Source organism: Enterobacter sp. MGH85 (genome assembly GCF_001037655.1).
GTDB lineage: Bacteria > Pseudomonadota > Gammaproteobacteria > Enterobacterales > Enterobacteriaceae > Enterobacter > Enterobacter intestinihominis.
Genome location: NZ_KQ089925.1, coordinates 946,309 through 972,996 on the forward strand (window position 1 = coordinate 946,309; position 26,688 = coordinate 972,996).

The 26,688-nt window shown below is 57.5% G+C and carries 26 protein-coding genes; 13 read left to right on the forward strand and 13 right to left on the reverse strand.

Annotation, left to right across the window (positions count from 1 at the left end):
• Nucleotides 1-39 precede the first annotated feature (39 nt).
• Genes SK51_RS04425 through yihU form a run of 6 tightly spaced genes read right to left on the reverse strand, consistent with a single transcriptional unit; the run spans nt 40 to nt 8,016 of the window.
• Nucleotides 40-1,464, reverse strand: a complete 1,425-nt coding sequence (locus tag SK51_RS04425; RefSeq protein WP_022649849.1) for an MFS transporter — start codon at nt 1,462-1,464, stop codon at nt 40-42.
• 43 nt (nt 1,465-1,507) lie between these two features.
• Nucleotides 1,508-2,890 (reverse strand): MFS transporter, encoded by a 1,383-nt coding sequence (locus tag SK51_RS04430; protein WP_022649848.1) that lies wholly within the window; start codon nt 2,888-2,890, stop codon nt 1,508-1,510.
• A gap of 45 nt (nt 2,891-2,935) precedes the next feature.
• A complete protein-coding gene (locus tag SK51_RS04435; RefSeq protein ID WP_023305114.1) occupies nt 2,936-4,960 on the reverse strand; it encodes an alpha-glucosidase in 2,025 nt (674 codons plus the stop codon).
• 16 nt (nt 4,961-4,976) lie between these two features.
• A complete protein-coding gene (gene yihS, locus SK51_RS04440) occupies nt 4,977-6,218 on the reverse strand; it encodes a sulfoquinovose isomerase (RefSeq protein ID WP_022649846.1) in 1,242 nt (413 codons plus the stop codon).
• Nucleotides 6,219-6,232: 14 nt separating this feature from the next.
• Complete coding sequence (gene yihT / locus SK51_RS04445; protein ID WP_023305113.1) at nt 6,233-7,108, reverse strand: sulfofructosephosphate aldolase; 876 nt, start codon at nt 7,106-7,108, stop codon at nt 6,233-6,235.
• Nucleotides 7,109-7,125: 17 nt separating this feature from the next.
• Nucleotides 7,126-8,016, reverse strand: coding sequence for a sulfolactaldehyde 3-reductase (gene yihU / locus SK51_RS04450; RefSeq protein ID WP_023305112.1), 891 nt, complete (start codon nt 8,014-8,016; stop codon nt 7,126-7,128).
• A 155-nt stretch (nt 8,017-8,171) separates the two neighbouring features.
• Here yihU and SK51_RS04455 point away from each other — a divergent pair, with 155 nt between their 5' ends.
• The 6 genes from SK51_RS04455 (at nt 8,172) to fabY (ending at nt 12,916) form a co-directional block, all read left to right on the forward strand.
• Complete coding sequence (locus tag SK51_RS04455) at nt 8,172-9,068, forward strand: sugar kinase (RefSeq protein WP_023305111.1); 897 nt, start codon at nt 8,172-8,174, stop codon at nt 9,066-9,068.
• A gap of 34 nt (nt 9,069-9,102) precedes the next feature.
• Nucleotides 9,103-9,903, forward strand: a complete 801-nt coding sequence (locus tag SK51_RS04460) for a DeoR/GlpR family DNA-binding transcription regulator (RefSeq protein ID WP_023305110.1) — start codon at nt 9,103-9,105, stop codon at nt 9,901-9,903.
• 118 nt (nt 9,904-10,021) lie between these two features.
• Nucleotides 10,022-10,621 carry a glucose-1-phosphatase gene (gene yihX / locus SK51_RS04465; protein ID WP_023305109.1) on the forward strand — a complete coding sequence of 200 codons (600 nt, stop codon included), beginning with the start codon at nt 10,022-10,024 and terminating at the stop codon, nt 10,619-10,621.
• Complete coding sequence (locus tag SK51_RS04470) at nt 10,615-11,496, forward strand: virulence factor BrkB family protein (protein ID WP_023298923.1); 882 nt, start codon at nt 10,615-10,617, stop codon at nt 11,494-11,496. Before yihX ends, SK51_RS04470 begins: the two co-directional genes overlap by 7 nt.
• Nucleotides 11,493-11,930: a D-aminoacyl-tRNA deacylase gene (gene dtd / locus SK51_RS04475; RefSeq protein WP_023305108.1), complete on the forward strand. Its 438-nt coding sequence runs from the start codon at nt 11,493-11,495 to the stop codon at nt 11,928-11,930. Before SK51_RS04470 ends, dtd begins: the two co-directional genes overlap by 4 nt.
• A gap of 44 nt (nt 11,931-11,974) precedes the next feature.
• Complete coding sequence (gene fabY / locus SK51_RS04480; RefSeq protein WP_023305107.1) at nt 11,975-12,916, forward strand: fatty acid biosynthesis protein FabY; 942 nt, start codon at nt 11,975-11,977, stop codon at nt 12,914-12,916.
• Nucleotides 12,917-12,924: 8 nt separating this feature from the next.
• On the opposite strand, the gene SK51_RS04485 is transcribed toward fabY, so the two are convergent.
• Nucleotides 12,925-13,845, reverse strand: a complete 921-nt coding sequence (locus tag SK51_RS04485) for an alpha/beta hydrolase (RefSeq protein ID WP_023305106.1) — start codon at nt 13,843-13,845, stop codon at nt 12,925-12,927.
• 199 nt (nt 13,846-14,044) lie between these two features.
• Between SK51_RS04485 and SK51_RS04490 the strand changes: the two genes are divergently transcribed.
• Entirely contained in the window at nt 14,045-14,287 is a 243-nt protein-coding gene (locus SK51_RS04490) for a ribbon-helix-helix protein, CopG family (RefSeq protein WP_023298920.1), read from the forward strand.
• 2 nt (nt 14,288-14,289) lie between these two features.
• Nucleotides 14,290-14,661: a type II toxin-antitoxin system VapC family toxin gene (locus SK51_RS04495; RefSeq protein ID WP_080346796.1), complete on the forward strand. Its 372-nt coding sequence runs from the start codon at nt 14,290-14,292 to the stop codon at nt 14,659-14,661.
• 39 nt (nt 14,662-14,700) lie between these two features.
• Here SK51_RS04495 and fdhE read toward each other — a convergent pair whose 3' ends face one another.
• From fdhE to fdnG, 4 genes are read right to left on the reverse strand one after another with little or no spacing between them, the layout of a single operon-like run.
• The gene (gene fdhE, locus SK51_RS04500) at nt 14,701-15,630 is read right to left on the reverse strand and encodes a formate dehydrogenase accessory protein FdhE (RefSeq protein WP_023305104.1); all 930 of its coding nucleotides are present in this window, start codon (nt 15,628-15,630) and stop codon (nt 14,701-14,703) included.
• Complete coding sequence (gene fdoI, locus SK51_RS04505) at nt 15,627-16,262, reverse strand: formate dehydrogenase cytochrome b556 subunit (protein ID WP_006808711.1); 636 nt, start codon at nt 16,260-16,262, stop codon at nt 15,627-15,629. The genes fdhE and fdoI overlap by 4 nt, the downstream gene beginning before the upstream one ends.
• Complete coding sequence (gene fdxH, locus SK51_RS04510) at nt 16,259-17,161, reverse strand: formate dehydrogenase subunit beta (protein WP_003861960.1); 903 nt, start codon at nt 17,159-17,161, stop codon at nt 16,259-16,261. Before fdxH ends, fdoI begins: the two co-directional genes overlap by 4 nt.
• Before the next feature lie 12 nt (nt 17,162-17,173).
• Nucleotides 17,174-20,224 carry a formate dehydrogenase-N subunit alpha gene (fdnG, locus tag SK51_RS04515; RefSeq protein ID WP_100248971.1) on the reverse strand — a complete coding sequence of 1,017 codons (3,051 nt, stop codon included), beginning with the start codon at nt 20,222-20,224 and terminating at the stop codon, nt 17,174-17,176.
• Nucleotides 20,225-20,595: 371 nt separating this feature from the next.
• Here fdnG and fdhD point away from each other — a divergent pair, with 371 nt between their 5' ends.
• Both fdhD and SK51_RS04530 read left to right on the forward strand, forming a co-directional pair.
• Nucleotides 20,596-21,432: a formate dehydrogenase accessory sulfurtransferase FdhD gene (gene fdhD, locus SK51_RS04525; protein ID WP_023305102.1), complete on the forward strand. Its 837-nt coding sequence runs from the start codon at nt 20,596-20,598 to the stop codon at nt 21,430-21,432.
• Between the two features lie 114 nt (nt 21,433-21,546).
• Nucleotides 21,547-21,759 carry a YdgH/BhsA/McbA family protein gene (locus SK51_RS04530; protein ID WP_003861966.1) on the forward strand — a complete coding sequence of 71 codons (213 nt, stop codon included), beginning with the start codon at nt 21,547-21,549 and terminating at the stop codon, nt 21,757-21,759.
• Between the two features lie 40 nt (nt 21,760-21,799).
• On the opposite strand, the gene SK51_RS04535 is transcribed toward SK51_RS04530, so the two are convergent.
• Together SK51_RS04535 and SK51_RS04540 are read right to left on the reverse strand one after the other, a co-directional pair.
• Entirely contained in the window at nt 21,800-22,123 is a 324-nt protein-coding gene (locus SK51_RS04535) for an AzlD domain-containing protein (protein WP_022649832.1), read from the reverse strand.
• A complete protein-coding gene (locus tag SK51_RS04540) occupies nt 22,123-22,782 on the reverse strand; it encodes an AzlC family ABC transporter permease (protein WP_003861971.1) in 660 nt (219 codons plus the stop codon). Before SK51_RS04540 ends, SK51_RS04535 begins: the two co-directional genes overlap by 1 nt.
• 103 nt (nt 22,783-22,885) lie before the next feature.
• Between SK51_RS04540 and SK51_RS04545 the strand changes: the two genes are divergently transcribed.
• The 3 genes from SK51_RS04545 to SK51_RS04555 all read left to right on the forward strand — a co-directional run bounded on the left by SK51_RS04545 (nt 22,886) and on the right by SK51_RS04555 (nt 26,676).
• Nucleotides 22,886-23,434, forward strand: coding sequence for a helix-turn-helix domain-containing protein (locus SK51_RS04545; protein WP_023305101.1), 549 nt, complete (start codon nt 22,886-22,888; stop codon nt 23,432-23,434).
• Between the two features lie 17 nt (nt 23,435-23,451).
• Nucleotides 23,452-24,447 carry a LacI family DNA-binding transcriptional regulator gene (locus SK51_RS04550; protein ID WP_023305100.1) on the forward strand — a complete coding sequence of 332 codons (996 nt, stop codon included), beginning with the start codon at nt 23,452-23,454 and terminating at the stop codon, nt 24,445-24,447.
• A gap of 105 nt (nt 24,448-24,552) precedes the next feature.
• Nucleotides 24,553-26,676: an alpha-galactosidase gene (locus SK51_RS04555; protein WP_023305099.1), complete on the forward strand. Its 2,124-nt coding sequence runs from the start codon at nt 24,553-24,555 to the stop codon at nt 26,674-26,676.
• Nucleotides 26,677-26,688 lie beyond the last annotated feature (12 nt).

The window sequence follows — 26,688 nt, forward strand, 5'->3', positions numbered from 1 at the left end:
TCCTGATTAACAGGAAGGACATATTGGCCGGATTTATAGTTATAAAGTGACTGCTGACGCTTTATTGTTGGTGGTTATCTCAGGGGTATTTGCTGTCTGTTTTTTCCGTTTTCCAATCTCCTCGATAATAAAGGCGAAGCGCGCTTCGTTGAGTTTATAAAACAGCCCCATGGTCACGGCAGCAACGATCGCCAGGCCGCACGGCCAGAGGAAAATCAGCTGACGCAAACCCAGCAGCGTGCCCGCGCTCTGCACGGCATGGGGAACGTAGCCAATCTGGGTCAGCATGATGCCGGGCAGAAAACCGGCGAGCGCCGCGGAGATTTTGCGCGAGAAGGTATAGCCGGTATACACCGACCCTTCGGCGCGAATCCCGGTTTTCCACTCGCCGTAATCAACCGTATCCGGCACCAGCGCCCAGTTCAGGCTGTTCACAAACGCCGTGCCGAAGAAGGCCATGCAGGAAAAGAGCACGAACAGCAGGGAGCTGGTTCCCCAGAAGAAATTCAGCACGTCGCCCACCGCCCACAGCGCCAGCCCGCCCAGATAGACCGGTTTCTTGCCAAAGCGTTTTACCGCGCCAGGCACCAGAAACACGCCAATCAGAATGCAGCCCATACTGAAAAAGCCCATCCACGACAGGAGATGCAGATCGTTCAGCACGTACTGGGTGTAGTAGACCTGAATCGCCAGCTTGATGTTAAACGCGGCGAGGGTACAGAGGTTGGCGATGCACAGCACCAGCAGCGGCGGATTGCGGAAAATTGCGCAGAATGATTTCAGAATGCCGGGCTTATGGTGATCGGGCGTAAGCTCGACGTAGCGCTCTTTCACCCCGCTGTAGCACCACCACATGCAGAACAGCCCCCCGGTGACGAACACCAGCGCGGCCACCAGATAGCCGAGTGAGGGCTGGCTGACGAACAGCGCCTGAATCGGCATAAAGCCGACGGTGCAGAGCAACAGTCCTACCGTTGCGCCGCCCTGACGCCACGCCGCAAGCTGCGCGCGCTCGTTCGGGTTTTTGGTGATGGCCGGAACCATTGCACCGTAGGCGCAGTTCATCAGGCTGTAGCAGAGGCCAAACATCATGAAGAGCACGGTGGCGAGGGCCGTTTTCACCGTCAGGCTAAAGTCGTTGGCCATAAACTGCGCCGTGGCCACCAGCGCCACCGGGACGGAGGCGTAGAGAATGAATGGCCGGAATTTCCCCCGCGCGCCGATATTACGCCGGGAGTCCAGCAGCACCCCGGTCAGCATGTCGGTAAACGCGGTAAAGAACTTGGCGACCAGAAAAATGATGCCGCCGTAGAACGCGGGCATGCCCAGCTCGTCCGTGTAAAACTTCAGCAGATACAGCGTGCCAATACACAGCATCAGGTTCGAGCCAAAATCGCCCATCCCGTAGGCGCACTTCTCTCGCAGGCTCAATTTCAGGGTTAACGGATCAGTATTGTGTGTCATGGTCGATCCTCAAAGCGCCCCGCAGGGCGCTCAATCACGTCATTTATGCCGTACGTTTGCGCAGCTCAATTTCTTCCACGATGCGCACATACATCTTCTCGTTGAGGTTGTAGAAGCAGCCCATCGCCACGATGGTGATGACCGCCAGCAGGCTCGGGTAGATAAATATCAGCTGCCGCAGCCCTTCAACCGTGCCGGCGGATTGCACCACGTTGGGCACATAGCCAATCTGCGTAAGCATGATCCCCGGGAAGAAGCCCGCCAGCGCCTGCGATACCTTGCGGAAGAAGGTAAAGCCGGTATAGACCGTCCCCTCGGAGCGTACGCCGGTGCGCCACTCGCCGTACTCCACGGTATCGGAGACCAGCGCCCAGTTCAGGCTGTTCACGAACGCGGAACCGAAGAACGCCAGACAGGAGAACGCCACAAAGCTCACCGAGCCGCCGCCGAAGAAGTAGTTAAGCAGATCGCCTGCCACCCAAATTGCCAGCCCGCTGATATAGACCTTTTTCTTACCAAAGCGCCGCACCGCGCCAGGCATCATAAAGACGCCGATAAAAATACAGCCCATGCTGAAGAAGCCCATGTACGACAGCAGGATCGGGTCGTTCAGCACGTACTGCGTGTAGTAGACCTGAATGGCGAGTTTGACGTTAAAGGCACCCAGCGTGCACAGGTTAGCGATGCACAGGATAAACAGCGGACGGTTCCCGGCGATGGCGCGAAACGACTGCAACAGCCCCGGTTTCTGCGCCGGGTTAGCAGGTTGCGTCTCAACGTAACGCTCGGTTACGCCCTTATAGCACCACCACATAAAGAACAACCCGAACAGCGAGAAGAGGGTGGCGGCAAAGATGTAGCCAAGCTGGTCATTGCCCTCAATGAGGTTCATCACCGGGACAAAGCCCACGGTACAGAGCAGCAGGCCGAGCGTGGCGCCGCCCTGACGCCAGGCCGCTAGCGAGGCTCGCTCGTCCGGGTTTTTGGTAATGGCGGGCACCATCGCGCCGTAAGAGCAGTTCATCATGCTGAAGAACAAGCCGTACAGCATGAACAGCACCGTTGCCATCACCGTTTTGCCGGTCATCTCAAACGGTGTGCCGACGAAGTTGGCAATCGCCAGCAGCGTCACAGGGAAGGCTGCATACAGCACGAACGGGCGGAATTTCCCTTTCGGGCCAATCTTGCGCCGGGAGTCGAGCATGATCCCGGTGCCCATATCGGTGAAGGCGGTAAAAAACTTCGCAATCAGGAAGATAATCCCCCCGTAGGTACCGGGCAGTCCCAACACGTCGGTGTAGAACTTCAGCAGATACAGCGTGCCGATATCCAGCAGGATGTTAGAGCCGAGATCGCCCATCCCGTAGGCGAGTTTTTCTTTAAACGGCAGGCGCAGGGTTGCCGGGTCAGAAGTATGTTGACTCATTATTGTTCTCCGTCTGCCCGCAGGTTTCCCCGCGGGCGAGCCTTATCAGATATGACGTAAGGTGCTAAACAGATCTGCCCATTCGCTTTGCTGGCGATAGAAGACCGGCGGTTTGCCGAGCGGGGCATCAACGGTCACGTCACCGCCCCGGCAGATTTCCCCCGTCCACGCATTGACCCAGCTGTCCTGCGGCAGATAGAGCGACCAGTCGCGGCGTCCCTCTTCATGAACCGGGGCCACCAGCAAATCGCGGCCAAACAGGTACTGGTATTTCAGCGTGTAGGCGCGCGCGTCGTCCTCGTAGTGCAGGAACAGCGGACGCATCACCGGCAGGCCGCTTTTCGCGTTCTGCGCAACCGCCGCTTTGATGTACGGCTTCAGAGTGGTGAACACGGTGGTCATGCGCGCGAAGTGCGCGATTGTTTCGGCGTCGCCGTCGAACTGCCAGTTGTCGCCAGGGCGATTGCCCTCGTGGGTACGCATCATCGGCGTAAAGGCGCTGAAGTCGCACCAGCGCAGCAGCAGCTCTTTGCTGCGCTTCATCTCGAACAGCGTCGTATAGCCGCCAATGTCGCTGTGGTGCAACCCGTGCCCGGTCATCGCCAGAGACAGCGCCGCCGGTACGACGGACGCCAGACCGTCGTCCAGGCTCCAGTCGACGTTCTGATCCCCCGCCCACATCATCACCGAGTGCTTCTGGCTGCCGGTGTAGCCCGCGCGCATGAAGAACAGGATCTCCCCGAGCTTGCCGGTCTCCTCCAGTGCTTCGTAGTTACATTTCGCCCACAGGGCAGGCCAGGCGTTATGCATGATCTCCGCGCTAACGCCGTTGTGCAGGAAGGTATCGGTCGGCAGATATTCCCCGAAATCGGCCATCCAGCCGCCGCAGCCCAGTTCGATCAGGTTCTTTTTTATGACCTCTTTGTACCAGCCGTAGGCTGCCGGGTTGGTCAGGTCGATAACGCCCGCGTAGAATTCGCCGAACTCAACGTGGTAATCCTCGCCGTTGGCGTTTTTGGTCAGATAGCCGCGTTTCGCCGCCTCTTCGCAGAGATCTTTATCGCTGGCGACGTACGGGTTGATATAGGAGAGGAACTGCACGCCTTCCTGTTTCCACTGCGCAATCCGCTCATCAAGCTGCGGATAGAGCGCGCTGTTCCACTTCCAGTTCCACATCACGCGTTTGCCGAAGGAGGTCATCCGGATGCCGGACCAGTCCTGCGCCCAGATGCCGTTCACCTTCACGCCGCCCTCGCGCATGGCGTCGAGCTTCTGCTGACACACCTCGGTGCCACCCTGAATACCCAGCGTCACGCCGTCGTAAACCCAGTCCGGCAGTTCAGGCTGACGCCCCAGCAGGCCGGTCAGTTTTTCCAGCAGATCGACGTAGGTTTCTGCGCATTCGAAGCGCAGCGTGGCGTTATCTTCCCAGAACGCCAGCTCGTGGAAGTCCGGCGCGCTGAAGTCGAAGTTCATATAACAGCTGTTATCCACGTGGCAGTAGTACTTCTGGGTGCTCACGAAGGTAGGCTGCGGGAAGAAGGTCCAGTAGTAATCGCCGCCCGCGTTCTCTTTGCAGTCGGCCTGCCAGGTGACGTAGGTCTGCTTATTGCGGCCCACGCCCTGCTCGCTGGTCCACAGCGGAAACGGCTTGCCGCGCAGATCGAAATACGAGAACTGCTCGCCGCAGCCGTAAATATGATCGTCAGGCTGAGCTGCCAGCCGCAGCCAGATGCGGTTATGGCTGGCGGCGTCATTTTTCAGCTTCAGCTCCAGACGGCCTTCAGCATCTACGCCCACCAGCAGTGTCGCGCTCACCGCGTCGCCGCGGGTAAAGCGGATTGCCCAGCCCGCGCTTTGCTGCGTAACGGTCGCGTTCGTCAGGGCAATCTTTTCGTTGAGCTTGTCTTTGATGCTGAAGTTGCCGCGAAACATCTCGATATCCGCCTCACCTGCGCCGATCCACAGGCAAGGGGCATCCGCAGAGTGGGATAAAATCAGACGGTCCTGCCAGCGCAGGGTAAAACCACTTTCGTTATTTTTCAGGTCAATATTGTGTAGGGTACGCATAAAAACTCCGTCTTTATTATTTGGCCAGGCTATCCAGTAATCCGGCGGCTACGGCAGGCGCTAAGCCCGGCGCCAGCGGCAGGCGGGGGATCACCAGGCAGTGCAGCAGATGGTAAATATCCTGCTTGCCGTCCCAGACTTTGGTGGTCACTTCGTTATTGGTGTCCAGCTCCTGCCACCATGAACCGTTTTCGTAATCCATCAGGTACTTGATGCAGTAATCCCACCACTTCTGATACCAGGCTTCGTACTGCGCCTCACCGGTGACGGTGTAGAGCGCGTAAGCCGTACCCATCGCTTCGACGATTGGCCAGCGCACGCGTTCGCGGACGATTGGCTTGCCGTCCCAGCCCACGGAGTAGACAAAGCCATCGGCCCCGTCGGGTGCCCAGGCGTCCCGGATGGTGGCGTGGAACAGGCCTTTCGCATCTTCCAGCAGCCATTCCGGCGGGGTTTCAAAGCGCGCTTCCAGGGCGGCGCGCAGGTGCAGCATCAGGCGACCCCACTCAATCCAGTGCCCCGGCGTGCCGCCGTAGGCGCGGAAGCGGTGGGCGGGGTTATCGATGTTGTAGTCGCGGATCGGGTTCCAGTTGGTGTCGAAATGCTCGTTAACGCGGTACTCCCCTTTGCGCGCCACGTCGTGAATAATCACCGAGGCGATGCGCAGGGCGCGGTCGAGCCATTTACGGTCGTGGGTCACGTCATAAACGATCAGGAAGGCTTCCACGGCGTGCATGTTGGCGTTACCGCCGCGGTAATCTTCCGTTTTGCTGAAGGCTTCATCCCAGGACTCCAGGCACATCTGCTCCTGTTCGCTCCAGAAGTAGCGCTCAATCACCTCGATGGCGTCGTCCAGCAACTTGCGTGCCTGCGGATGGCCGGTGGTGACGGCGCTCGCCGCGCCCAGCAGGACGAAGAAATGCTGATAGCCCTGCTTGGACGCATCAATCACGCCTTCATCGTTTACGCAGGCGTACCAGCCACCGTGCTGCTTGTCGCGCAGCGGACCGTTCAGGGCATTAATGCCGTGCTCAACCAGGGCGTACGCACCAGGACGTCCCATGTTCGCCGCCACCGCGTAAACGTGCAGCATGCGGGCGGTGATCCACAGATGGGTGCCCATATCGCTACGCACCTGCCCGTTATTGCCCAGCCAGCCAAAGCCGGTCGGTACGGCGGCGTTTTTACCGAAATCGAGAATGCGGTCGGTCTCTTGTTCGAGCCAGCGGTTATGGCTCAGGGTATTAAACCATTTCATGTTCGGATCCTTTCTTAACGGCGAGCCATCATTTCGTCGACGATCTCACCCAGACGCTGAAGTTTTGGTACGGAAATATCACGCAGCATCAACTCGGTGTCCGGCAGGCCAATCACAGAGGACCAGACGGCGCGACCGGCTAAAAAGCCCGATGCCCCCGCCTGCATCGCCACGCTCACCGCGCGCGGGAATAACTTATCGTCCACGCCGGAGGAGAGGATCACCCACGGCATGGCGATGTTCTCGTTCAGCTTCTGCGAGGCCGTCAATAGCTCGTGCTGCGTGCCCTTACCAAACAGCGGCATTTCCACTTTGTAGAGGTCGGCACCGCTGTCGCCCAGCTCTTTGGCCGCATCGATAATCGCCTGCTCGCGGTCAAACGCGGCGCCGCGGCGCGGTGGACGCACAACCGGCTCGATAATGCTCAACAGACCGTTATCGTGGCACAGCGTATTGAACGCTTTCACCATCTCCAGGCGCTGCTGCGGATCTTCATCGCTGCGCCACAGCACCAGCAGCTTCAGCGCCTTGCCGCCGTCGCGTTTGACCGCCTGCGCGTCAATGCTCTTATCGATCACCACGCTGTCGACCGGAATACCGTTCCCCGGAATAAACTCGTCGGCTGCCACAATCATCGCGCAGCTTTTGGCCACGGCCCGCTGCTCGACAATCTGGCGATAGCAGAACTGCTGGTCGACGAGAATGGCAGAGGCGTACGGCGACAGAATTTTTGCCGCGTTGACTTTAAAATCCGTCAGGTGCTGGTCGGTTACCGGTACCGGCGCGCCTGCCGCCGCAAACATCAGGCGCATCGCTTCGCGCTGATCCACGGCCAGCATCGCAAAACCGCCGGAAGGTCGGGTGATATCTTTCAGGGTGTACATCGTCATTCCTCAGTCCTTTCGTATCAGTGTGATTTTTTCAGCCCGGCAGATGCGCGAACCTGTTCAAGAATGGCTGTCCAGTCTTCGCGCCCGCGCCCGGCGGCGCGTGCCTGGTTGTAAACTTCTCGTGAAGCCGCGCCCAGCGGCATTGGGACATGCAGCTGGTTGGCCACGTCGAGGGCGATCCCCAGATCCTTATGCGCAAGGTCGATCATGAAGGCGGGTGAAAGATCCCCTTTCAGCACCTTGTTCGGCCATGACGTGGTGAAGTGGCCTTTGCCCGCAGGTGTGCCGCTCATCACCTTGAGCGCCACGTCAAAGGAGAGGCCAAGCGCTTCGCACAGTACGGCGGCCTCGGCGGAAAGGGCGTTCAGGGCGATGCTCATGTAGTTATTGATGAGCTTCACGCGGATGCCCATTCCCGGCCCGCCGGCGTTAATCAGTTCATTACCCATCGCCATTAAGACGGGGGTGGCGCGCTCAACCTGCTCTGCCGTGCCGCCTGCCAGCAGGAGTAGCGTACCGGCGATGGCATGATCAGAGGTGCGCCCGACGGGCACGTCCATCAGGCTGAAGCCTTGCTCTGCCATGTCGCGGATCAGCGCGTCGGTTTGCAGCGGGTGAATGGTGGACATATCAATGACCAGCGCGTCGCGGGATAATCCTTCGCACACGCCGTGCTCGCCGAACAGCACGCTGCGCACCAGGTCGCCGTTTGGCAGCATAGTGATCACGAATTCGGCATCCGTTGCTGCCTGTGCGGGCGTTGCCGCCGCCCGGGCGCCGCTCTCTACCAGCACCTGAACCGCCTGCGGGTTCACATCAAAAACGTTAAGCTGGTGGCCCTGTTTCAACAGATTCTTCGCCATGGGCGCGCCCATCTGTCCTAAGCCGATAAATGCGATTGCTGACATGCCTCTCTCCTGTCACATCGTGTCAATTTTTGCGCGTTTGTGGTGTCTGTTTTTGATCGTATTTGTAATTTATAGTCAAAAAATTGACACGGGTCACTTTTTAAACATTTGGTGAAATTAAAATGAAGGCATCAGAAATCGCAGAAGGAATCACCATGACTCGCATCGTTTGTGTCGGCATTACCGTGCTGGATCGCATCTGGTATCTCGATGATTTACCAAAAGAAGGTGGGAAATATGTCGCAAAAGACTACACGGAAGTGGGCGGCGGCCCGGCGGCAACGGCGGCAGTGGCAGCCGCGAAACTGGGCGCGGAAGTGGATTTTATTGGTCGGGTGGGGGACGACGATACCGGCAGACGGTTGCTTGCGGAGCTGGAATCCCTGGGGGTGAACACTCGCTATACGCGCGTAGTTAAGGGGGCCCGATCGTCGCAATCGGCGGTGCTGGTGGATGCAGGTGGGGAAAGAGTGATTGCCAACTACCCCAGCCCCGATCTGCCCGCCGAGGCAGGCTGGCTGCATGAAATCGACTTCTCTCAGTGGGACATTGTCTTAGCCGACGTGCGCTGGCATGACGGGGCAAAACAGGCATTTACCCTGGCCCGTCAGCAGGGCGTTCCGACGTTGCTGGATGCGGATGTTACCCCGCAGGATATCGCGGAGCTGATCGCCTTAAGCGATCACGCGGCCTTCTCTGCGCCTGGGCTGCGGCGTTTAACGCAGTTGGATGAAACAGAAGACGCATTAAAAAAAGCACAAACGCTCACAAATGGACATGTGTATGTCACTCAGGGGCGAGACGGCTGTTTCTGGCTGGAAAACGGCGCGCTATGTCATCAGCCTGGTTTTGAAGTGAACGTCATTGATACCACCGGCGCGGGCGACGTGTTCCACGGTGCGCTGGCGGTCAGCCTGGGGCAGAAATTGCCCGCCGCAGACGCCGTGCGTTTTGCCAGCGCCGTCGCAGCACTGAAATGCACAAAGCCCGGCGGGCGCGCGGGTATACCCGACTGTGATCAAACCCGCTCTTTTTTGTCACTTTTTGTATAAAATGCGGGGCGTGATGGTTTTCAGAGGACAGCCCATGAGCCTTACCGAACTGACCGGCAACCCGCGTCACGATCAGCTGCTGACGCTGATTGCCGATCGCGGCTATATGAACATTGATGAACTGGCGCAGCTGCTGGATGTGTCGACGCAAACCGTGCGCCGGGATATCCGCAAGCTTAGCGAGCAGGGGCTGATCACCCGTCATCACGGCGGTGCGGGCAGGGCATCCAGCGTGGTCAATACGGCGTTCGAACAGCGTGAAGTTTCGCTTACCGAAGAGAAACGGGCGATTGCCGAAGCGATTGCGGACTATATCCCGGATGGCTCGACCATCTTTATCACTATCGGGACGACCGTGGAGCACGTTGCCCGGGCACTGCTTAACCATAATCATCTGCGCATCATCACCAACAGCCTGCGGGTGGCGCACATTCTTTATAATAATCCGCGTTTTGAGGTGATGGTACCTGGCGGTACGCTGCGCCCGCATAACGGCGGCATTATCGGGCCTGCGGCAACGGCGTTTGTGTCTGGCTTCCGGGCGGACTACCTCGTGACCAGCGTGGGGGCGATAGAGCACGACGGCGCGATGATGGAATTTGACGTTAACGAAGCCAGCGTGGTGAAAACCATGATTGCCCACTCCCGCCACATTTTACTGGCGGCCGATCATACGAAATACCACGCCTCCGCGGCGGTTGAAATTGGCAACGTGGCGCAGGCGACGGCACTGTTCACCGATGAGCTGCCCGGCCCGGCGCTGCAAAGTCACCTAAAATCCAGCAAGGTTGAGGTTGTCGAAGTGAATTCCGGAGAAGAGCAGCAGGCTGGCTGATCGTCTTATGGCCCGATATTGCGATTCGGGCCTTTCCTTTCTCTAAGCTGAATCTGGCGCATAGCTAAACTTTCTCTTTCCCGCTACAGTTACTTTTCCACGGCGAAAGGAGATAAACATGCTTTATATCTTTGACTTAGGAAATGTAATCGTCGATATCGATTTTAACCGGGTGCTGGGCGCATGGAGCGATTTTAGCCGTGTTCCGCTGGCGACGTTAAAGCAGAATTTCGCGATGGGTGAGACTTTCCATTTGCACGAGCGCGGTGAGATCAGCGACGAAGCGTTCGCAGAGCGTTTCTGTCAGGAAATGGGTCTCTCGTTAAGTTACGAGCAATTTTCCCATGGCTGGCAGGCTATATTTGTCGCGATCCGCCCCGAAGTGATCGACATCATGCACAAGCTGCGCGAGCAGGGGCATCGCGTTGTCGTGCTGTCTAATACCAACCGCCTGCATACCACCTTCTGGCCGGATGAATACCCGGAAATTCACGCGGCGGCAGATAAAGTGTATCTCTCCCAGGAGATGGGAATGCGTAAACCTGAGGCGCGCATCTATCAGGCGGTATTGCAGGAAGAAGGATTCACGGCAGCGGATGCGGTCTTTTTTGACGACAACGTCGATAATATAGAAGGGGCTAATCAGTTAGGTATCACCTCCATTCTGGTGACCGGAAAAGAGACGATACCGAACTACTTTGCGAAGCAGTTATGCTAAAAACCGTTCATCAAAAAGCCAATCACCACACGCGCCCGCTGAGGGCGTGGCTGAAACTCCTCTGGCATCGCATTGATGAGGACAACATGACCACGCTGGCGGGCAATCTCGCTTACGTGTCCTTGCTCTCGCTGGTTCCGCTGGTGGCGGTGATTTTTGCGCTTTTTTCGGCGTTTCCGATGTTTGCCGATGTGAGCATGCAGCTTCGCCATTTTGTTTTCGCAAACTTTATTCCTGCCACCGGCGATGTGATCCAGAACTACATTGAACAGTTTGTCGCTAACTCCAGCAAGATGACGGCGGTGGGGGCGTGTGGGCTTATTGTTACCGCGCTGCTGCTGATGTACTCCATCGACAGTGCGCTCAACACTATCTGGCGGAGCAAAAAAGTCCGCCCAAAGGTCTATTCCTTTGCCGTCTACTGGATGATTTTAACCCTCGGCCCCTTGCTGGCGGGGGCGAGCCTGGCGATCAGCTCCTACCTTCTTTCGCTGCGCTGGGCGAGCGATTTAAACAGCGTGATCGATAACGTGCTGCGCATCTTCCCGCTGATTTTATCGTGGCTTTCGTTCTGGCTGCTTTATAGCGTGGTGCCAACTACGCGCGTACCCAACCGGGATGCGGTGGTGGGTGCGCTGGTCGCGGCGTTGCTCTTTGAGTTGGGCAAGAAAGGATTCGCGCTTTATATCACCATGTTCCCCTCTTATCAGCTGATTTACGGCGTACTGGCGGTGATCCCCATTTTGTTTGTCTGGGTCTACTGGACGTGGTGCATCGTCTTGCTTGGCGCCGAAATAACTGTCACTCTCGGGGTCTACCGCGAACTTAAAAAAGCAGCAGAAGCTGAAAAACAACAAGAAGCAGACCAACCATGATTGCATTGATTCAGCGCGTAACCCGTGCCAGCGTCACCGTGGCGGATGAGGTGACGGGTGAAATCGGCCCAGGACTTTTGGTGCTCCTGGGTGTCGAAAAGGATGACGACGAACAAAAAGCCAACCGCTTGTGTGAGCGCGTGCTGGGCTACCGCATTTTCAGCGATGCGGAAGGCAAGATGAACCTGAACGTTCAGCAGGCGGGCGGCAGCGTGCTGGTGGTGTCCCAGTTTACGCTGGCTGCGGATACCGAACGCGGCATGCGGCCGAGTTTTTCGAAGGGCGCGGCACCGGATCGCGCAGAAGCCCTTTACGAGTACTTTGTTGAGCGCTGTCGCCAACAGGACATAAATACACAAACCGGACGATTCGCTGCGGATATGCAGGTTTCGCTGGTGAACGATGGCCCCGTCACATTCTGGCTCCAGGTATGAGCCAACTGGCGGCCTGGCCGCGGGTAACAAGAGAGAGTACAGCTATGTATCACCTTCGAGTACCGCAAACGGAAGAAGAGTTAGAGGTTTATTACCATTTCCGCTGGGAAATGCTGCGCAAGCCACTGCATCAACCGAAAGGGTCTGAACGCGACGCCTGGGACGCGATGGCGCACCACCAGATGGTGGTTGATGAAGAGGGCCATCTGGTTGCCGTGGGGCGTCTGTATATCAATGCCGACAACGAAGCTTCAATCCGCTTTATGGCCGTTCACCCCTCCGTGCAGGACAAAGGCCTCGGAACGCTGATGGCTATGACGCTGGAATCCGTCGCCCGTCAGGAAGGGGTCAAGCGCGTCACCTGTAGCGCCCGTGAAGATGCCGTTGAGTTCTTTGCCAAGCTTGGTTTCGTGAATCAGGGGGAAATCACCGCCCCGCAAACTACGCCGATTCGTCACTTTTTGATGATCAAACCCATCGCCACCCTGGACGATATACTCCATCGTGCCGACTGGTGCGGGCAGCTCCAGCAGGCGTGGTATCAGCACATTCCGCTCAGTGAAAAAATGGGCGTGCGTATTCAGCAATATACCGGGCAAAAATTTATTACCACCATGCCGGAAACCGGCAACCAGAACCCACACCATACCCTGTTTGCCGGTAGCCTGTTTTCACTCGCCACGCTCACCGGCTGGGGACTGATCTGGCTGATGCTGCGCGAACGTCATCTCGGCGGCACCATTATTCTGGCCGATGCCCATATCCGCTACAGCGCGCCGATCAGCGGCAAGCCGAGCGCGGTAGCTGACCTGGGTGCACTGGGCGGCGATCTCGACCGTCTGGCGCGTGGGCGTAAAGCACGCGTACAAATGCAGGTTGAGCTGTTCGGCGATGAAACGCCAGGCGCGGTGTTTGAAGGCACCTATATCGTTCTGCCTGCGAAGCCGTATGGCGCGTATGAAGAGGGCGGGAACGAGGAGGAGTAGTCTCCTTCTCACTCTCGTCCGGCATGGTTAATGCGCCAGGCAATATCTCGCATAACTTCTCGCGCTGACTGGCTAATTCCACCCAACTGGAAGAAGCCGTGAATTACACCCCGCCATCGTTGAGCGGTACACTTCACGCCTTGCTCCGTGAGGCGCTGATAAAGCGCCTCGCCTTCGTCGCGTAACGGATCATACTCAGCGGTAACAATATGGACCTTCGGCAGACCGCTAAAGTCGTTGCGCCACAGTGGGCTGACTTCAGGATGCTGACGGTAAGCTTTATCCAGATACATTTCATAGCCGCTCAAAAGGGTATCGCGAGTAATTACGTAGTCCATGCCATTGAGGGTATAGCTTTCAAAACTGGCCGTAGCGTCGAGCATGGGGTAGATAAGAATGAGCTGTGCGGGATCCCAGAGACCTTTGGCCTTAAGCCGCAATGACGTTACCAGCGCAAGATGCCCTCCCGCACTGTCTCCACAAAGTGTAATCCGGTTTTTATCCACACCTAATTGTTCTGCATTTTGCCAGACAAGATCTGCCGCTCTCTCTGCATCGTCATGCGCAGCGGGGAAGGTATGCTCGGGTGCGAGTCTGTACTGAACCGCAATGACCCGACAGTTACCGTAAAACGCCAGTTGGCGAAGCTGATTATCATGGGTTTCAAACCCACCGCTGACAAAACAACCGCCATGATAGTAGAGGGCACAAGGTAACGTTTCAGGGGCATTGACAGGCGAAAATAGCCGAAAGGTCATCTCCTCAAGAACAAGCGTTTCAACCTGGACACGAGTTTCTGTCTCCCCGGCCAGAGCTGTGCTGGCAACATACCCGGCTCTCCGTTCATCTATATTCTGCTTTCGCGAGGAAGGCCGCCCTGCTGCAATAAAATCTTGTACAAGCTTATCAATTCCCTTTTCCAGCGCCATGGTTACGTCCTCATGCTGTATTTATATACAGCTTTATAGCCTGGTTTACGAAAGATGAAAACAGAGGAATTTGAAGATATAAATGTCCTGGAAAGCGGCTCGCAAAATCAGTGACTGCCTTAACAATGTTCTTTAACCATGTCTTAATTATGGATATATTGCCTGAAAATTAACCGTAGATGATATACTAAGGTGATATATGAGTCTTTTGGCGGACCTTACTATGGGCAGAATACTGATCGATTTGTCTGATGACGTGATTCAACGACTGGATAACCTGAAGCAGTTGCGCAACCGGCCGCGCGCCGAACTGCTGCGGGAAGCCATAGAACTGTATCTCGACCAGCAGAATTCATCGGTTATCCGCGAAGCGCTTGGCCTGTGGGGAAATCAGCAGGAAGATGGGCTTGAGTACGAACGCAAGCTGCGTGAGGAGTGGTAATGATGGAGCACATGGCTGTGTTTGACACCAATATCCTCATCGATCTTTTTAATAACCACGTTGAGGCTGCGGATGCGATCGATCGCACAGCTTCGCATCGTGCCATTAGCCTCATCACATGGATGGAAGTAATGGTGGGCGCTCGCAGGCACGGTCAAGAAGCAAAAACGGCAGCCGTGATGGAGGCCTTTGAAATTATTGATATAACAAGGGAAATTGCTGAAAGAAGCGTATTACTTCGCGAACAGCACGGGATGAAGCTTCCTGACGCCATTATTCTGGCTACTGCTCAGAGCAGAAGCTGTCCGTTAATTTCGCGCAATACGAAAGACTTTTCGGGTATTGCTGGGGTCGTTTCACCTTACCACCTGTAGGCCGGGCAAGCGTGCGCCGCCCGGCATTCTCACAGGAGATTACTCCCCTTCCCCCGGGAACAGGAACGGGTTGATCGAGCTACGGGCAAAGCCCTCCTGCTCCATCTTCGCGTCCAGGATCAGCGAGGCGAGATCGTCGGCTACCGCTTCGACTTTCGGGTCTTTTTCCTGATACAGAATCTTCAGGTAGGTCCCGCAGTCGCCGCAGCTTTCGGCTTTCACCGCCGCGTCTTCGTTTTCCAGCGACCAATAGTTCAGATCGCGGGTCTGTTCGCAGTTGCTGCACTTGATGCGCACCACGTGCCACTCGGTTTCACACAGGTTGCAGTGCAAGTAGCGCAGCCCCTGCGTCGTACCAATCTGTACCATGCTGGAGACCGGCATTGAGCCGCACACCGGGCAAAACTGGCGCGCTTCGCCATATTCAGCGCGGGCTTTACCCGGGATCAGGCTCGCCATTTGCGCCCAGTAGAGCGACAGCGCAGCCCAGATGAACGGCGCTTTATCGCTGCTCACCAGCGAGAAGTCGGAGGCAAACAGCGCGCTCGCCATCTCTTCCAGCTCTTGCTCTGAGGCTTTTTCCAGGTTCTCAATGACCGCCAGCGCCGTGCCGCTCATTTCGGGCTTCAGCTCGGCAATCAGCGAATGCAGCAGCTTATGCCAGTGCTTGTCGCGCGGCAGAACGTGAATGTCCAGCGGCGGCTTGCCCTGCGCGTTGGCTTCTTTGATGCGTGCGGTCAGATCCATTTGCAGCGGGTGGTCGTATAGCACCACTTCCTGCGCATGGGCGACCAGCGCGGCAAAACGCAGAAAATCGCCCAGCGGGTTGTTCTCTGCCAGCTCGCGCAGACGCTCTGCGCGGCGGTTGTAGAGGTTCTTGAGTCTGGGGAACAACAACGGCGGAATATTATCCGCCGTGCGTTTCTCGCTCGACCCCAGCTCATCTTGCGGGATTATGCGAATACTCATTCAGATGACTTTTCCTGTTTCTGGCGGACTTCACGGTACCAGCGCGGGTGATGTTTCTTCGCCCACGTACTGGTTACCCATCCTTCCACCATCGCGGTAATGGTGCCTTTCACCCAAAGGGCGGCGTAGATATGCACCATGATAACCACAATTAACGCCACTGCGGCAAATGAATGCAGCATCAGCGCAAATCGGATCACCGGGATTGAGAAAGCAGGCGCAAAGTACGGACGCCAGATGATCACGCCGCTCACCAGCAACAGGACCAGGAAGATAATCGCCGCCCAGAATACGCATTTCTGGCCGAAGTTATAACGCCCGGTATCACCCACTTCCTCGTTGACGACGATCTTACGAATATTCTTCGCCCAAAAGATATCATCCCGATTGATTAGGTTATGGTGCCAGTAGCGGAAAAACATGATGATAAACGAGGCAAACATCACCACACCCACGAACGGGTGCAGGATGCGCGCCAGCTGCGGCGTGCCCAGTATCTGCATCAGCCAGTTGAAGGAGGGGAAGAAGAACCCCAGCCCGCTTATCGCCGCCAGCATGAAGCAGAAGGCGGTGACCCAGTGGTTGATGCGTTCCGGCGCGGTGTAGCGCACGATGGTGTCACGTTTTCTCATTTGCGCACCTCGTCTTTCTCTTCATGCAGGTTATCGTCTTCCTCTTCCGCGCGGTTCGGACCAACGCCGACGTAGTGGAAGATGCTCGCTGCAAAGGTGGCCGCAAAACCGACCGCGGCCAGCGGTTTCCAGATACCTTTCCAGAACTTCACGGTGGCGCTGATTTCCGGGTTCTCCGGCAGGCCATGGTACAGATTCGGCTTGTCGGCGTGGTGCAGCACGTACATCACGTGCGTACCGCCAACCCCGGCCGGATCGTACAGGCCCGCGTTATCGTAACCACGGGTTTTCAGCTCGCCCACGCGCTCTGCCGCCAGCGTTTTCATATCCTCTTTAGAGCCAAAGTGGATAGCGCCGGTTGGGCAGGTCTTCACGCAGGCTGGCTCCTGACCGACATTTACGCGGTCAACGCACAGCGTACATTTGTAGACGCGGTTGTCTTCCGGGTTCATGCGCGGCACGTCGAACGGACAGCCCGCGATGCAGTAGCCGCAGCCAATACACTGCTCAGACTGGAAGTCGACGATGCCGTTGGCATACTGAATGATAGCCCCTTCTGACGGACACGCCTTCAGGCAGCCCGGATCCGCACAGTGCATACAGCCGTCTTTGCGGATAAGCCATTCCAGTTTGTCGTTCTGTTCCACTTCCGAGAAACGCATTACCGTCCAGGACTTGGCGGTCAGGTCCGCCGGGTTGTCGTACACCCCGACGTTGTGACCCACTTCGTCACGGATGTCGTTCCACTCTGAACAAGCCACCTGACAGGCTTTACAGCCGATACAGGTGGTCACGTCGATAAGCTTCGCCACTTCCTGCTGGTGGTCCCGCGCCTGAGGCGCGGGCGTGAAACCGTTAGTCGCGGAACGACGGATAATGTCTTGAGATTGATAAGCCATAAGTCGTCTCCGTTACACCTTTTCCACGTTCACGAGGAAGGCCTTAAACTCCGGCGTCTGCGTGTTCGCATCACCGACGAACGGCGTCAGGGTATTCGCAATGAACCCTTTCTTCGCCACGCCCTCATAACCCCAGTGAATTGGGATGCCGATGGTATCCACCTGCTGACCATGAACGTTCAGCGTGCGAATACGCTTGGTCACCACCGCCTTGGCTTTGATGTAGCCGCGGTTAGAGGAGACCTTCACGGTATCGCCATGGGCGATGCCGAGCTTGTCCGCCAGCTTCTCGCCGATCTCCACAAACTGTTCCGGCTGCGCGATGGCGTTAAGCAGCGCGTGCTTGGTCCAGTAGTGGAAGTGCTCGGTCAGACGGTAGGTGGTGCCGACATACGGGAACTTGTCCTTTTTACCCAGCGCTTCAAAATCGCCCTTGAAGATACGGGCTGCCGGGTTAGAGACCACGTTCGGGTGCAGCGGGTTAGTACCCAGCGGCGTCTCAAACGGCTCATAGTGTTCCGGGAACGGACCTTCCGCCATCTTATCGATAGCAAACAGGCGCCCCATCCCTTCAGGCTGCATGATAAACGGCCCGACATCGCTGCCTGGTGCGGCAGTGCTGTAGTCCGGAATATCCACGCCGCCCCATTTCGCGCCGTCCCACTTGAGTAGCTGACGCTTCGGATCCCACGGGTTGCCCTGCGGGTCAGCAGAGGCACGGTTATAGAGGATGCGGCGGTTAAGCGGCCATGCCCATGCCCAGCCCAGCGTATTACCGAGGCCCGACGGGTCGGCGTTATCGCGGTTGGCCATCTGGTTGCCTTTCGGCGTCCAGCTACCGGCAAAGATCCAGCAGCCGCTTGACGTCGTACCGTCGTCACGCAGGTGTGCGAAGGTGCTGAGCTGATCGCCTTTCTTCGCCAGCACGGTGCCGGTCGCCGGGTCGATAACGTCCGCCAGCGCCTTACCGTTGCTCTCCATGGCCACTTCTTCCGGCGCAGGGTTTTCCGGCGTCGAATAGTTCCAGGTCATGTTCAGCACCGGCTCAGGCGTTGCGCCGCCTTCAGCCGCGTACATTTTACGCAGGCGTAAGAAGATACCGGCCAGGATCTCGCCGTCGTTCAGGGCGATGCCCGGGGCGTCCGCGCCTTTCCAGTGCCACTGCAACCAGCGGCCAGAGTTGACGATAGAGCCGTTCTCTTCCGCGAAGCAGGTGGACGGCAGACGGAACACTTCGGTCTGAATCTTCGACGGGTCGACATCGTTCGACTCACCGTGGTTCTGCCAGAACGTCGAGGTTTCGGTATTGAGCGGGTCAATTGTCACCAGGTACTTCAGTTTCGACAGAGACTCGACAACCTTGTTCTTGTTCGGGAACGACGCCACCGGGTTAAAGCCCTGGCAGATATAGCCGTTGACCTGGCCCTGGTGCATCATTTCGAAGTACTGGAGGACGTCGTACCCTTTGTCCCACTTCGGCAGCCAGTCAAAGCCCCAGCTGTTTTCCGCCGTCGCCTTGTCGCCGTAGAAGGCTTTCATCAGCGAGACGAAGAACTTCGGATAGTTGCCCCAGTAGTTTACCTGGCCTTCGAGCAGCGGTTTTGGCGTGCTGGCCGTCAGATAGGTTTGCAGGTCGGTCTGTTTCTCGCTCGGCAGGTTCATGTAACCCGTCAGGCTCTGAGACAGCAGGCCAAGGTCGGTCAGACCCTGGATGTTGGAGTGACCGCGCAGGGCGTTAACGCCGCCGCCTGCCATCCCCATGTTGCCGAGCAGCAACTGAACCATCGCCATGGTGCGGATGTTCTGCGCGCCGATGGAGTGCTGCGTCCAGCCGAGTGCATACAGGAACGACGCGGTCTTATCTTTGGCGCTGGTTTCGGCGATAAGCTCGCACACCTTCAGGAAGTCCGCCTTCGGCGTCCCACAGATGTTTTCGACAACCTCTGGCGTATAGCGGGACACGTGCTCTTTCAGCAGGTTCCACACGCAGCGCGGGTGTTGCAGGGTGGTGTCGCGCTTCGCAAAGCCGTTTTCGTCCAGCTCGTAGTTCCAGCTGGTTTTGTCGTACCTGCGTTTTTCGGCGTCATAACCGCTGAACAGGCCATCTTCGAAGTGGTAATCCTCACGCACGATCAGGCTGGCGTTGGTATAGGCTTCGGTGTACTCGCGGTTATATTTTTCGTTGGTCATCAGGTACAGCAATACGCCTGACAGGAAAGTGATGTCAGTACCTGAACGAATAGGGGTGTAGAAATCCGCCACTGACGCTGTACGCGTAAAGCGGGGATCGATCACAATCAGCTTCGCGCCGTTGTGGATTTTGGCTTCCATCGCCCAGCGGAACCCGACAGGGTGCGCTTCAGCGGCGTTACCGCCCATCACCACAATAAGGTTGGCGTTCTTGATGTCGACCCAGTGGTTGGTCATCGCACCGCGACCAAATGTTGGAGCAAGACTTGCTACCGTTGGTCCGTGTCAGACACGCGCCTGGTTGTCGACCGCGAGCATGCCGAGTGCGCGCGTAAATTTCTGGGTTAAATAGCCGGTTTCGTTACTGGACGCTGATGCACACAGCATGCCGGTGGAGAGCCAACGGTTAACGGTGGTGCCTTCGGCATTCTTCGCGATAAAGTTGGCATCGCGGTCTTCTTTCATCAGCTTAGCGATGCGATCGAACGCTTCTTCCCAGCTGATTTGCTGCCATTTGTCAGAGCCGGGAGCGCGATACTCAGGAAACTTCAGGCGGCTTTCGGAGTGGATAAAATCTACCAGACCGGCCCCTTTCGGACAGAGTGCACCACGGTTTACCGGGTGATCCGGATCGCCTTCGATGTGGAAAATAGATGCTTTGGCGTTTTTCGCACCGTCGCCGAGGCTATACATTAACAGCCCACAGCCGACGGAGCAGTACGTACAGGTGTTACGGGTTTCGCGGGTGCGCAGCAGTTTATACTGCCGTGTTTCCGCCAGCGCTACGCCGGGCGCAAAGCCCAGTGCCGCCGCCGTGGTGCCTGCCATACCGCCAGCGCAGATCTTAAAGAACTGCCTTCTGCTGACCTGCATGGGTCACTCCTTGGTTCATTACGACATTGCTATGTAGTTTTACTTTGCGGTTGAGAATTAACCGCAAAGGAGAAAAATTTGCGTTAATCCCTCATTTCTCCGAGGGATAAGCCCAGAATACCACAATGTCGGTACGCCTGTTCCAACGGCGTTAAAACAAAGTGAACGTATTATCACGGCATTGATTATAAAGTGTGATATCAATCACATTTCTCTCTGCGGATGTTAAGGGTGTGTAGCAGATGACCGGTTGCACCCCTCCGAATTGAGTAGGAGAATGGATGCTGAAAAGTTGATCCATACTATGCGTAAGGTCCGCTGTTTGTGGTGCAATAGCAGGCTCACTTCCGTGGTTGTTCAGGAATACCGTCGTGTTTAAACAAAACCGTGCTACCCACGCGTCGCCACTGCCTGCGGGCATTGTGGAACTGTCGGTACACAGACCGCCTCACATTTCACATGCCACGTCGGATTTTCTGGCGGAAGAGGTCCCCGTTGCCCTGGTTTACAACGGGATTTCGCATGTGGTGATGATGGCCTCGCCGAAAGATCTCGAGCTGTTCGCCATCGGTTTCTCCCTCTCGGAAGGCATCATTGCGCATCCGCAGGAGATCTACGGCATGGACGTCGTACCGGCCTGTAACGGTCTCGAAGTGCAAATCGAACTCTCCAGCCGCCGCTTTATGGGGCTGAAAGAGCGCCGCCGGGCGCTGGCCGGACGTACCGGCTGCGGCGTGTGCGGTGTTGAACAGCTTAACGATATCGGCAAACCCATTATCCCCCTGCCGTTCACCCAGACGTTCAATCTGGCGCATCTTGATCGGGCGCTTGTGCACCTGAATGACGTTCAGCCCATCGGCCAGCTCAGCGGTTGTACGCATGCGGCGGCGTGGGTATTGCCGTCGGGGAGCATTGCAGGCGGGCATGAAGATGTTGGCCGCCACGTCGCGCTGGATAAGCTGCTGGGCCGTCGCGCTCGGGAAAACAACGTCTGGCAGCAAGGGGCCGCGCTCGTTTCCAGCCGCGCCAGCTACGAGATGGTGCAAAAATCCGCCATGTGCGGCGTGGAAATTTTGTTTGCGGTGTCAGCGGCAACCACGCTGGCGGTTGAAGTGGCGGAGCGCTGCAACCTGACGCTGGTGGGGTTCTGCAAGCCAGGCAGGGCGACAATTTACACCCATCCGCAGCGATTAATTGTTAATCAGTAATTTTGAATGAGTATAGCAAATCCTTCCGCTTTTAGTTGTTCATGATGAGGTCTAGTATTTATCTCATCAAGGCACGGTGCCTTATTTAAACAACTTAACGAAAGGGTTTATCTCATGAAAAGCATCAAAACTTTTGTCGCAGTAATCGCTCTTGCTACATCTTTCGGTTCTTTCGCTGCGCAGACTGTGACCGCATCCGCCTCTACGCTGGACGGTGCTGAAGCTAAAATCGCCGCACAGGCTCAGGAAGCGGGCGCGTCATCCTACAAAATTACTCAGGCATTCACCGGTAACCGCGTACACATGACCGCTGAACTGAACAAATAATTTCGCAGTACCGTCGAAAGAGCGCCCCTGGGGCGCTTTTTTAGTTTATGCCCGCCAGACGCAGTAGCGCCGTCACCACCGCCGCCGCGACGATCACCACAATTAACGGCATTTTGCGCCAGGCCAAAAACACCGCGAACCCCACCCCCAGCACGCGCGCCATCCCGGCAAAATGGTCCCCTTCATAAAACGTTGTCGCCAGCGCGACGGAGAACAACAAAACGGTAGCCGCATCTGAAAGCAGCGCCTGCGACCGTTCAGAAAGCGCCAGCCGGCTGCCGAGTTTTGCCCCGCCGAGACGCATCAGATAGGTTCCGGCAGAAAGAATGGCGATGCCGAGAATAAAGACCGTCATGTTTTCCATTATTTTTTCCTCGCGGCAAGGCCGAGCAAAGAGAGCAACACCGGCAGGCCAACCGGCGCAAACGGTACGGCGGCCAGCGACAACACCGCGCCGCTACAGGCGCGGATCAGCGTGGTACGGTTTTTAAATGCCGGCACCACTAACGCCAGCAGGATCGCCGGGAACACCGCGTCCAGCCCGATGGTTTCCGGGTCTGGCAGTAGCTTGCCGACCATCGCCCCCAGCACCGCGCCCAGCGGCCAGATGATTGCCACGCCTAACCCGCACAGCCAGTAGGCCGCTTTACGCTGCTCGGCGGTTTTTTGCGACAGGCCAAACACCACGCTTTCATCGTTCATGATATGACAGCCCAGAAAGCTTAGGCCGCGCTTGCCCACCAGGTCACGCACCGTCACGCCGAACGGCACATGGCGCGCGTTTACCAGTAAACCGGCTGCGGCCGCCGCCAGCGGATTGCCGCCGCTCGCTACGATGCCGATAAACATAAACTCGGATGCGCCTGCCAGCACCGTGAGGGAGAGGACAAATGGCACCCACAGCGGGAAGCCGTAGGCCATCGCCAGCGAGCCGTAGGACATGCCGACCACGCCCACCGCGAGGCAGACCAGGACGATCGCTTTTATCGTGTCGCCTTTCAGGCAAGAGAGGTGATTCTTCATACCATTTTAGCCATATCGAACGTATTTCCATTATAATGAACGCATCAAAAACGTTTTACAAGGCGAACGATTCGTTCGTTATAGAGAGAATGAGGCCGTTATTATGACGCAGCCAATCAGCGTAATCGCCAGAAGCCTGGTGCGAGAACGCCTGCGAACCGGACTTTCGCTGGCGGAGATCGCCCGCCGTGCCGGGATCGCCAAATCCACGCTTTCACAACTGGAGTCTGGCAACGGCAACCCTAGCCTGGAAACGCTCTGGTCGCTTTGCGTGGCGCTGGATATTCCGTTTGCCCGGTTACTGGAGCCACAGCAGCCCGTCACGCAGGTGATCCGCCGCGGCGAGGGCACAAAAGTTGTCGCCGGGCAGGCGAACTACGAGGCGATTTTGCTCGCGGCGTGTCCGCCGGGGGCGCGTCGTGATATCTACCTGCTGCTGACTCAGCCGGGGGCAGACCGTATTTCCCAGCCGCATCCGCCAGGGTCGGTTGAGCATATTATCGTGACCCAGGGGCGGGCGATGGTCGGCCTGATCGACGCGGCGGAAGAGCTCGGCCCGGGGGATTACATTTGCTATCCCGCTGACCAGCCGCATATCTTTAAGGCGCTGGAGCCAGATACGCACGCGCTGCTGGTGGCGGAACAAAACTAACGAAGATACGGAAAATCATGTCGCTTAAAGCCATTGCCAAAGAACTAGGGCTGTCTGTTACCACCGTCAGCCGCGCCCTCAACGGGTATGACGACGTTTCTGCTGAGACGCGCGCCCGCGTGGAAGCGGAGGCCCAGCGCCGTGGCTACCGACCAAATACCTTTGCCCGTCGCCTGAAGATGGGCAAAATCGACGCCGTCGGGTTGGTGTTTCCGGTGCATCCTGTTCCGCTCAATAACAGCGTTTTTATGGACATGGTCGGCGAAATTAGCCACGAACTGGCGCGACATGAGATTGACCTGCTGCTCATCGCTGACGACGATCTGGCGGACAAACACAGCTATATGCGCATGGTGCAGAGCCGACGCGTGGATGCGCTGATAGTGGCGCATACGCTGGATCACGATCCGCGTCTTGAGCAGCTTCAGGCCGCCGGGTTCCCGTTCCTGGCGCTCGGCCGCAGCCAGCTGCCGCAGCCGTACGCGTGGTTCGATTTTGACAACTATGCCGGTACGTATCAGGCCACCCGCTGGCTGATCGAGAAAGGCCATCAGCGCATTGCGCTGCTGGGCGAAAGCAACAACCAGGCATTCATCACCCAGCGTCGCCAGGGCTTCCTGGACGCGCTGCGGGAAGCCGGTCTTTCCAGCGAATGGCTGCGCGCCTTGCCCCCTTCGCGCCGCGTGGGGTATGCCACCACGCAAGAACTTCTCTCCCTGCCGCAGCCGCCCACGGCCATCATTACCGACTGCAACACTCACGGCGACGGCGCAGCGATGGCTCTGGCGCAGATGGGGCGCTTAACCGGTGAAAATGCCGTCTCGCTGGTGGTCTATGACGGTTTACCGCAGGACAGCATTGTCGATATCGACGTCGCGGCGGTGATCCAGTCTACCCGTCAGGGTGTCGGGAAACAGATTGCCGATATGGTGCGCCAGCTGATTAACGGCGACGACATTGATACGCTTCAGGTGCTCTGGCAGCCGGAATTTTCCCCAGGCCAGACGGCCTGATTACACCAAAAACTCAAAACTCGATCACAGATCCGAAACGTTGTGGTTTATATCCGAAACGTTTCGGATCAACACTCAGGACATCCCGATGACAGGAGATGTCCGATGCAAGATGCCATTTTTCGACTTGAAAGCAATACGGTTGACGTGGTGCTAAAAACCCACCCGTTCGCCGAAATTCTCTACTGGGGGCCGCACCTTCAGCACTTCTCGCCGCAGGATGTCCTGAGTATTGCGCGCCCGGTTGCTAACGGCAGGCTGGACGTCGACTCCCCCGTCACGCTGATGGCAGAGCTGGGGCACGGCCTGTTTGGTTCGCCCGGCATCGATGGGCATCGTCAGGGGCTGGACGGATCGCCTGTCTTCACCACCACAGGCGTACAACAGCAGGGGCAAACCCTGACGGTAACGGCGGAAGATAAACAGGCGGGCCTGCGCCTGACCAGTGAATTAACGCTGGATGCCAGCGGCGTACTGGTGGTGCGCCATGGGTTAACCAACCTGAAAACGCAGGCGTGGCAGGTGGATCGCTTTGCCGTGACGCTCCCGATTGCCGAGCGCGCGCAGGAGGTGATGGCCTTCCACGGACGCTGGATCAGGGAGTTTCAGCCGCACCGCGTGATGCTTGAACATGACAGCTTTGTGATTGAAAACCGCCGGGGTAAAACCTCCCACGAACATTTCCCGGCGCTGATCGCCGGTACGCCATCGTTCAGCGAAATGCAGGGTGACGTCTGGGGTGTGCATCTGGGCTGGAGCGGCAACCACCGCCTGCGCGCAGAGGTGAAAACCGATGGCCGCCGCTATATGCAGGCCGAAGCGCTCTACCTGCCGGGTGAAATGGCGATTGAAGAGGGGGAAACGCTCTGGACGCCGCGCCTGTATGCCAGCCACTCCCCGCACGGGCTGAATGGCATGAGCCAGCAGTTCCACCGCTACCTGCGCGATAACGTTATCCGCTTCCCGGAAGATAAACCGCGCCCGGTGCATCTCAACACCTGGGAGGGGATCTACTTCGACCACGATCCGGACTACATCATGCGCATGGCCGACGAGGCCGCAGCGCTGGGCGTGGAGCGCTTTATCATTGACGACGGCTGGTTCAAAGGCCGCAACGACGACCACGCCGCGCTGGGCGACTGGTATCTGGACGAGAAAAAATACCCGAACGGCCTTAAGCCGGTGATCGATCACGTTAAACAGCTCGGCATGGAGTTTGGTATCTGGGTTGAGCCGGAGATGATTAACCCGGATTCCGATCTGTACCGCGCGCACCCTGACTGGGTGCTGGCGCTGCCGGGCTACGCCCAGGCGACCGGGCGACATCAGCTGGTCCTCAATCTCAATATTCCGCAGGCCTTTGAATATCTGGTCGAACGCATGAGCTGGCTGCTGGGCGAACACGCGGTCGACTACGTGAAATGGGATATGAACCGCGAGCTGGTGCAGCCAGGGCACAAGGGCAAAGCCGCCGCCGACGCCCAGACGCGCCAGTTTTATCGCCTGCTGGACGTGCTGGGCGAGCGCTTCCCGCACATTGAGTTTGAATCCTGCTCCTCCGGCGGCGGGCGAATCGATTATGAAGTGCTGACCCGCTGCCACCGCTTCTGGGCGTCCGACAATAACGACGCGCTGGAGCGCAACACTATCCAGCGCGGCATGAGCTACTTCTTCCCGCCGGAGGTGATGGGGGCGCATATCGGTCATCATAAATGTCACGCTACCTTCCGCCAGCACAGCATTCAGTTCCGCGGGCTGACGGCGCTGTTTGGTCACATGGGGCTGGAGCTGGATCCGCTCACCGTCGACGCGCAGGAGCGTGAAGGCTATCGACATTACGCCGCGCTGTATAAGCGGTGGCGCGAGGTCATTCATCACGGCACCCAGTGGCGCGTGGATATGCCGGACACCACCACCCTGGCGCAGGGTATAGTGAGCGAAGACAAGACGCAGGGGCTGTTTTTGGTCAGCCAGCTCGCGATGCCGGATTACACCCTGATGATGCCGCTGCGCATGCCGGGGTTAGACGCCAGCGCGCAGTACCGCATCACGCTGATCGATCATCCGAACATTCAGATTACGGGCGAGGGCGGGCACACCATGCGCAAGCTGCCAGCATGGATGGAAACGCCACAAACTGTGAGCGGTGAGTGGCTGATGCAGGCGGGCATTGCGCTGCCGATTCTGGATCCGGAAACCGCCATTCTGATTGGTGTGAAACGCGTGTAAGGGTGACGGGCC

Excerpts from the sequence above, each read along its gene's own strand:
- SK51_RS04470 (WP_023298923.1), top strand. The coding sequence starts at position 10,615 with ATGCTAAAAACCGTTCATCAAAAAGCCAATCACCACACGCGCCCGCTG.
- SK51_RS04460 (WP_023305110.1), top strand. The coding sequence starts at position 9,103 with ATGAGCCTTACCGAACTGACCGGCAACCCGCGTCACGATCAGCTGCTG.
- yihU (WP_023305112.1), bottom strand. The coding sequence starts at position 8,016 with ATGTCAGCAATCGCATTTATCGGCTTAGGACAGATGGGCGCGCCCATG.
- SK51_RS04495 (WP_080346796.1), top strand. The coding sequence starts at position 14,290 with ATGGAGCACATGGCTGTGTTTGACACCAATATCCTCATCGATCTTTTT.
- fdxH (WP_003861960.1), bottom strand. The coding sequence starts at position 17,161 with ATGGCTTATCAATCTCAAGACATTATCCGTCGTTCCGCGACTAACGGT.
- SK51_RS04555 (WP_023305099.1), top strand. The coding sequence starts at position 24,553 with ATGCAAGATGCCATTTTTCGACTTGAAAGCAATACGGTTGACGTGGTG.
- fabY (WP_023305107.1), top strand. The coding sequence starts at position 11,975 with ATGTATCACCTTCGAGTACCGCAAACGGAAGAAGAGTTAGAGGTTTAT.
- SK51_RS04430 (WP_022649848.1), bottom strand. The coding sequence starts at position 2,890 with ATGAGTCAACATACTTCTGACCCGGCAACCCTGCGCCTGCCGTTTAAA.
- yihS (WP_022649846.1), bottom strand. The coding sequence starts at position 6,218 with ATGAAATGGTTTAATACCCTGAGCCATAACCGCTGGCTCGAACAAGAG.
- SK51_RS04540 (WP_003861971.1), bottom strand. The coding sequence starts at position 22,782 with ATGAAGAATCACCTCTCTTGCCTGAAAGGCGACACGATAAAAGCGATC.
- SK51_RS04535 (WP_022649832.1), bottom strand. The coding sequence starts at position 22,123 with ATGGAAAACATGACGGTCTTTATTCTCGGCATCGCCATTCTTTCTGCC.
- fdoI (WP_006808711.1), bottom strand. The coding sequence starts at position 16,262 with ATGAGAAAACGTGACACCATCGTGCGCTACACCGCGCCGGAACGCATC.
- fdhE (WP_023305104.1), bottom strand. The coding sequence starts at position 15,630 with ATGAGTATTCGCATAATCCCGCAAGATGAGCTGGGGTCGAGCGAGAAA.
- SK51_RS04425 (WP_022649849.1), bottom strand. The coding sequence starts at position 1,464 with ATGACACACAATACTGATCCGTTAACCCTGAAATTGAGCCTGCGAGAG.
- SK51_RS04435 (WP_023305114.1), bottom strand. The coding sequence starts at position 4,960 with ATGCGTACCCTACACAATATTGACCTGAAAAATAACGAAAGTGGTTTT.
- SK51_RS04550 (WP_023305100.1), top strand. The coding sequence starts at position 23,452 with ATGTCGCTTAAAGCCATTGCCAAAGAACTAGGGCTGTCTGTTACCACC.
- SK51_RS04545 (WP_023305101.1), top strand. The coding sequence starts at position 22,886 with ATGACGCAGCCAATCAGCGTAATCGCCAGAAGCCTGGTGCGAGAACGC.
- SK51_RS04455 (WP_023305111.1), top strand. The coding sequence starts at position 8,172 with ATGACTCGCATCGTTTGTGTCGGCATTACCGTGCTGGATCGCATCTGG.
- SK51_RS04490 (WP_023298920.1), top strand. The coding sequence starts at position 14,045 with ATGAGTCTTTTGGCGGACCTTACTATGGGCAGAATACTGATCGATTTG.
- SK51_RS04530 (WP_003861966.1), top strand. The coding sequence starts at position 21,547 with ATGAAAAGCATCAAAACTTTTGTCGCAGTAATCGCTCTTGCTACATCT.
- yihX (WP_023305109.1), top strand. The coding sequence starts at position 10,022 with ATGCTTTATATCTTTGACTTAGGAAATGTAATCGTCGATATCGATTTT.
- dtd (WP_023305108.1), top strand. The coding sequence starts at position 11,493 with ATGATTGCATTGATTCAGCGCGTAACCCGTGCCAGCGTCACCGTGGCG.
- yihT (WP_023305113.1), bottom strand. The coding sequence starts at position 7,108 with ATGACGATGTACACCCTGAAAGATATCACCCGACCTTCCGGCGGTTTT.
- SK51_RS04485 (WP_023305106.1), bottom strand. The coding sequence starts at position 13,845 with ATGGCGCTGGAAAAGGGAATTGATAAGCTTGTACAAGATTTTATTGCA.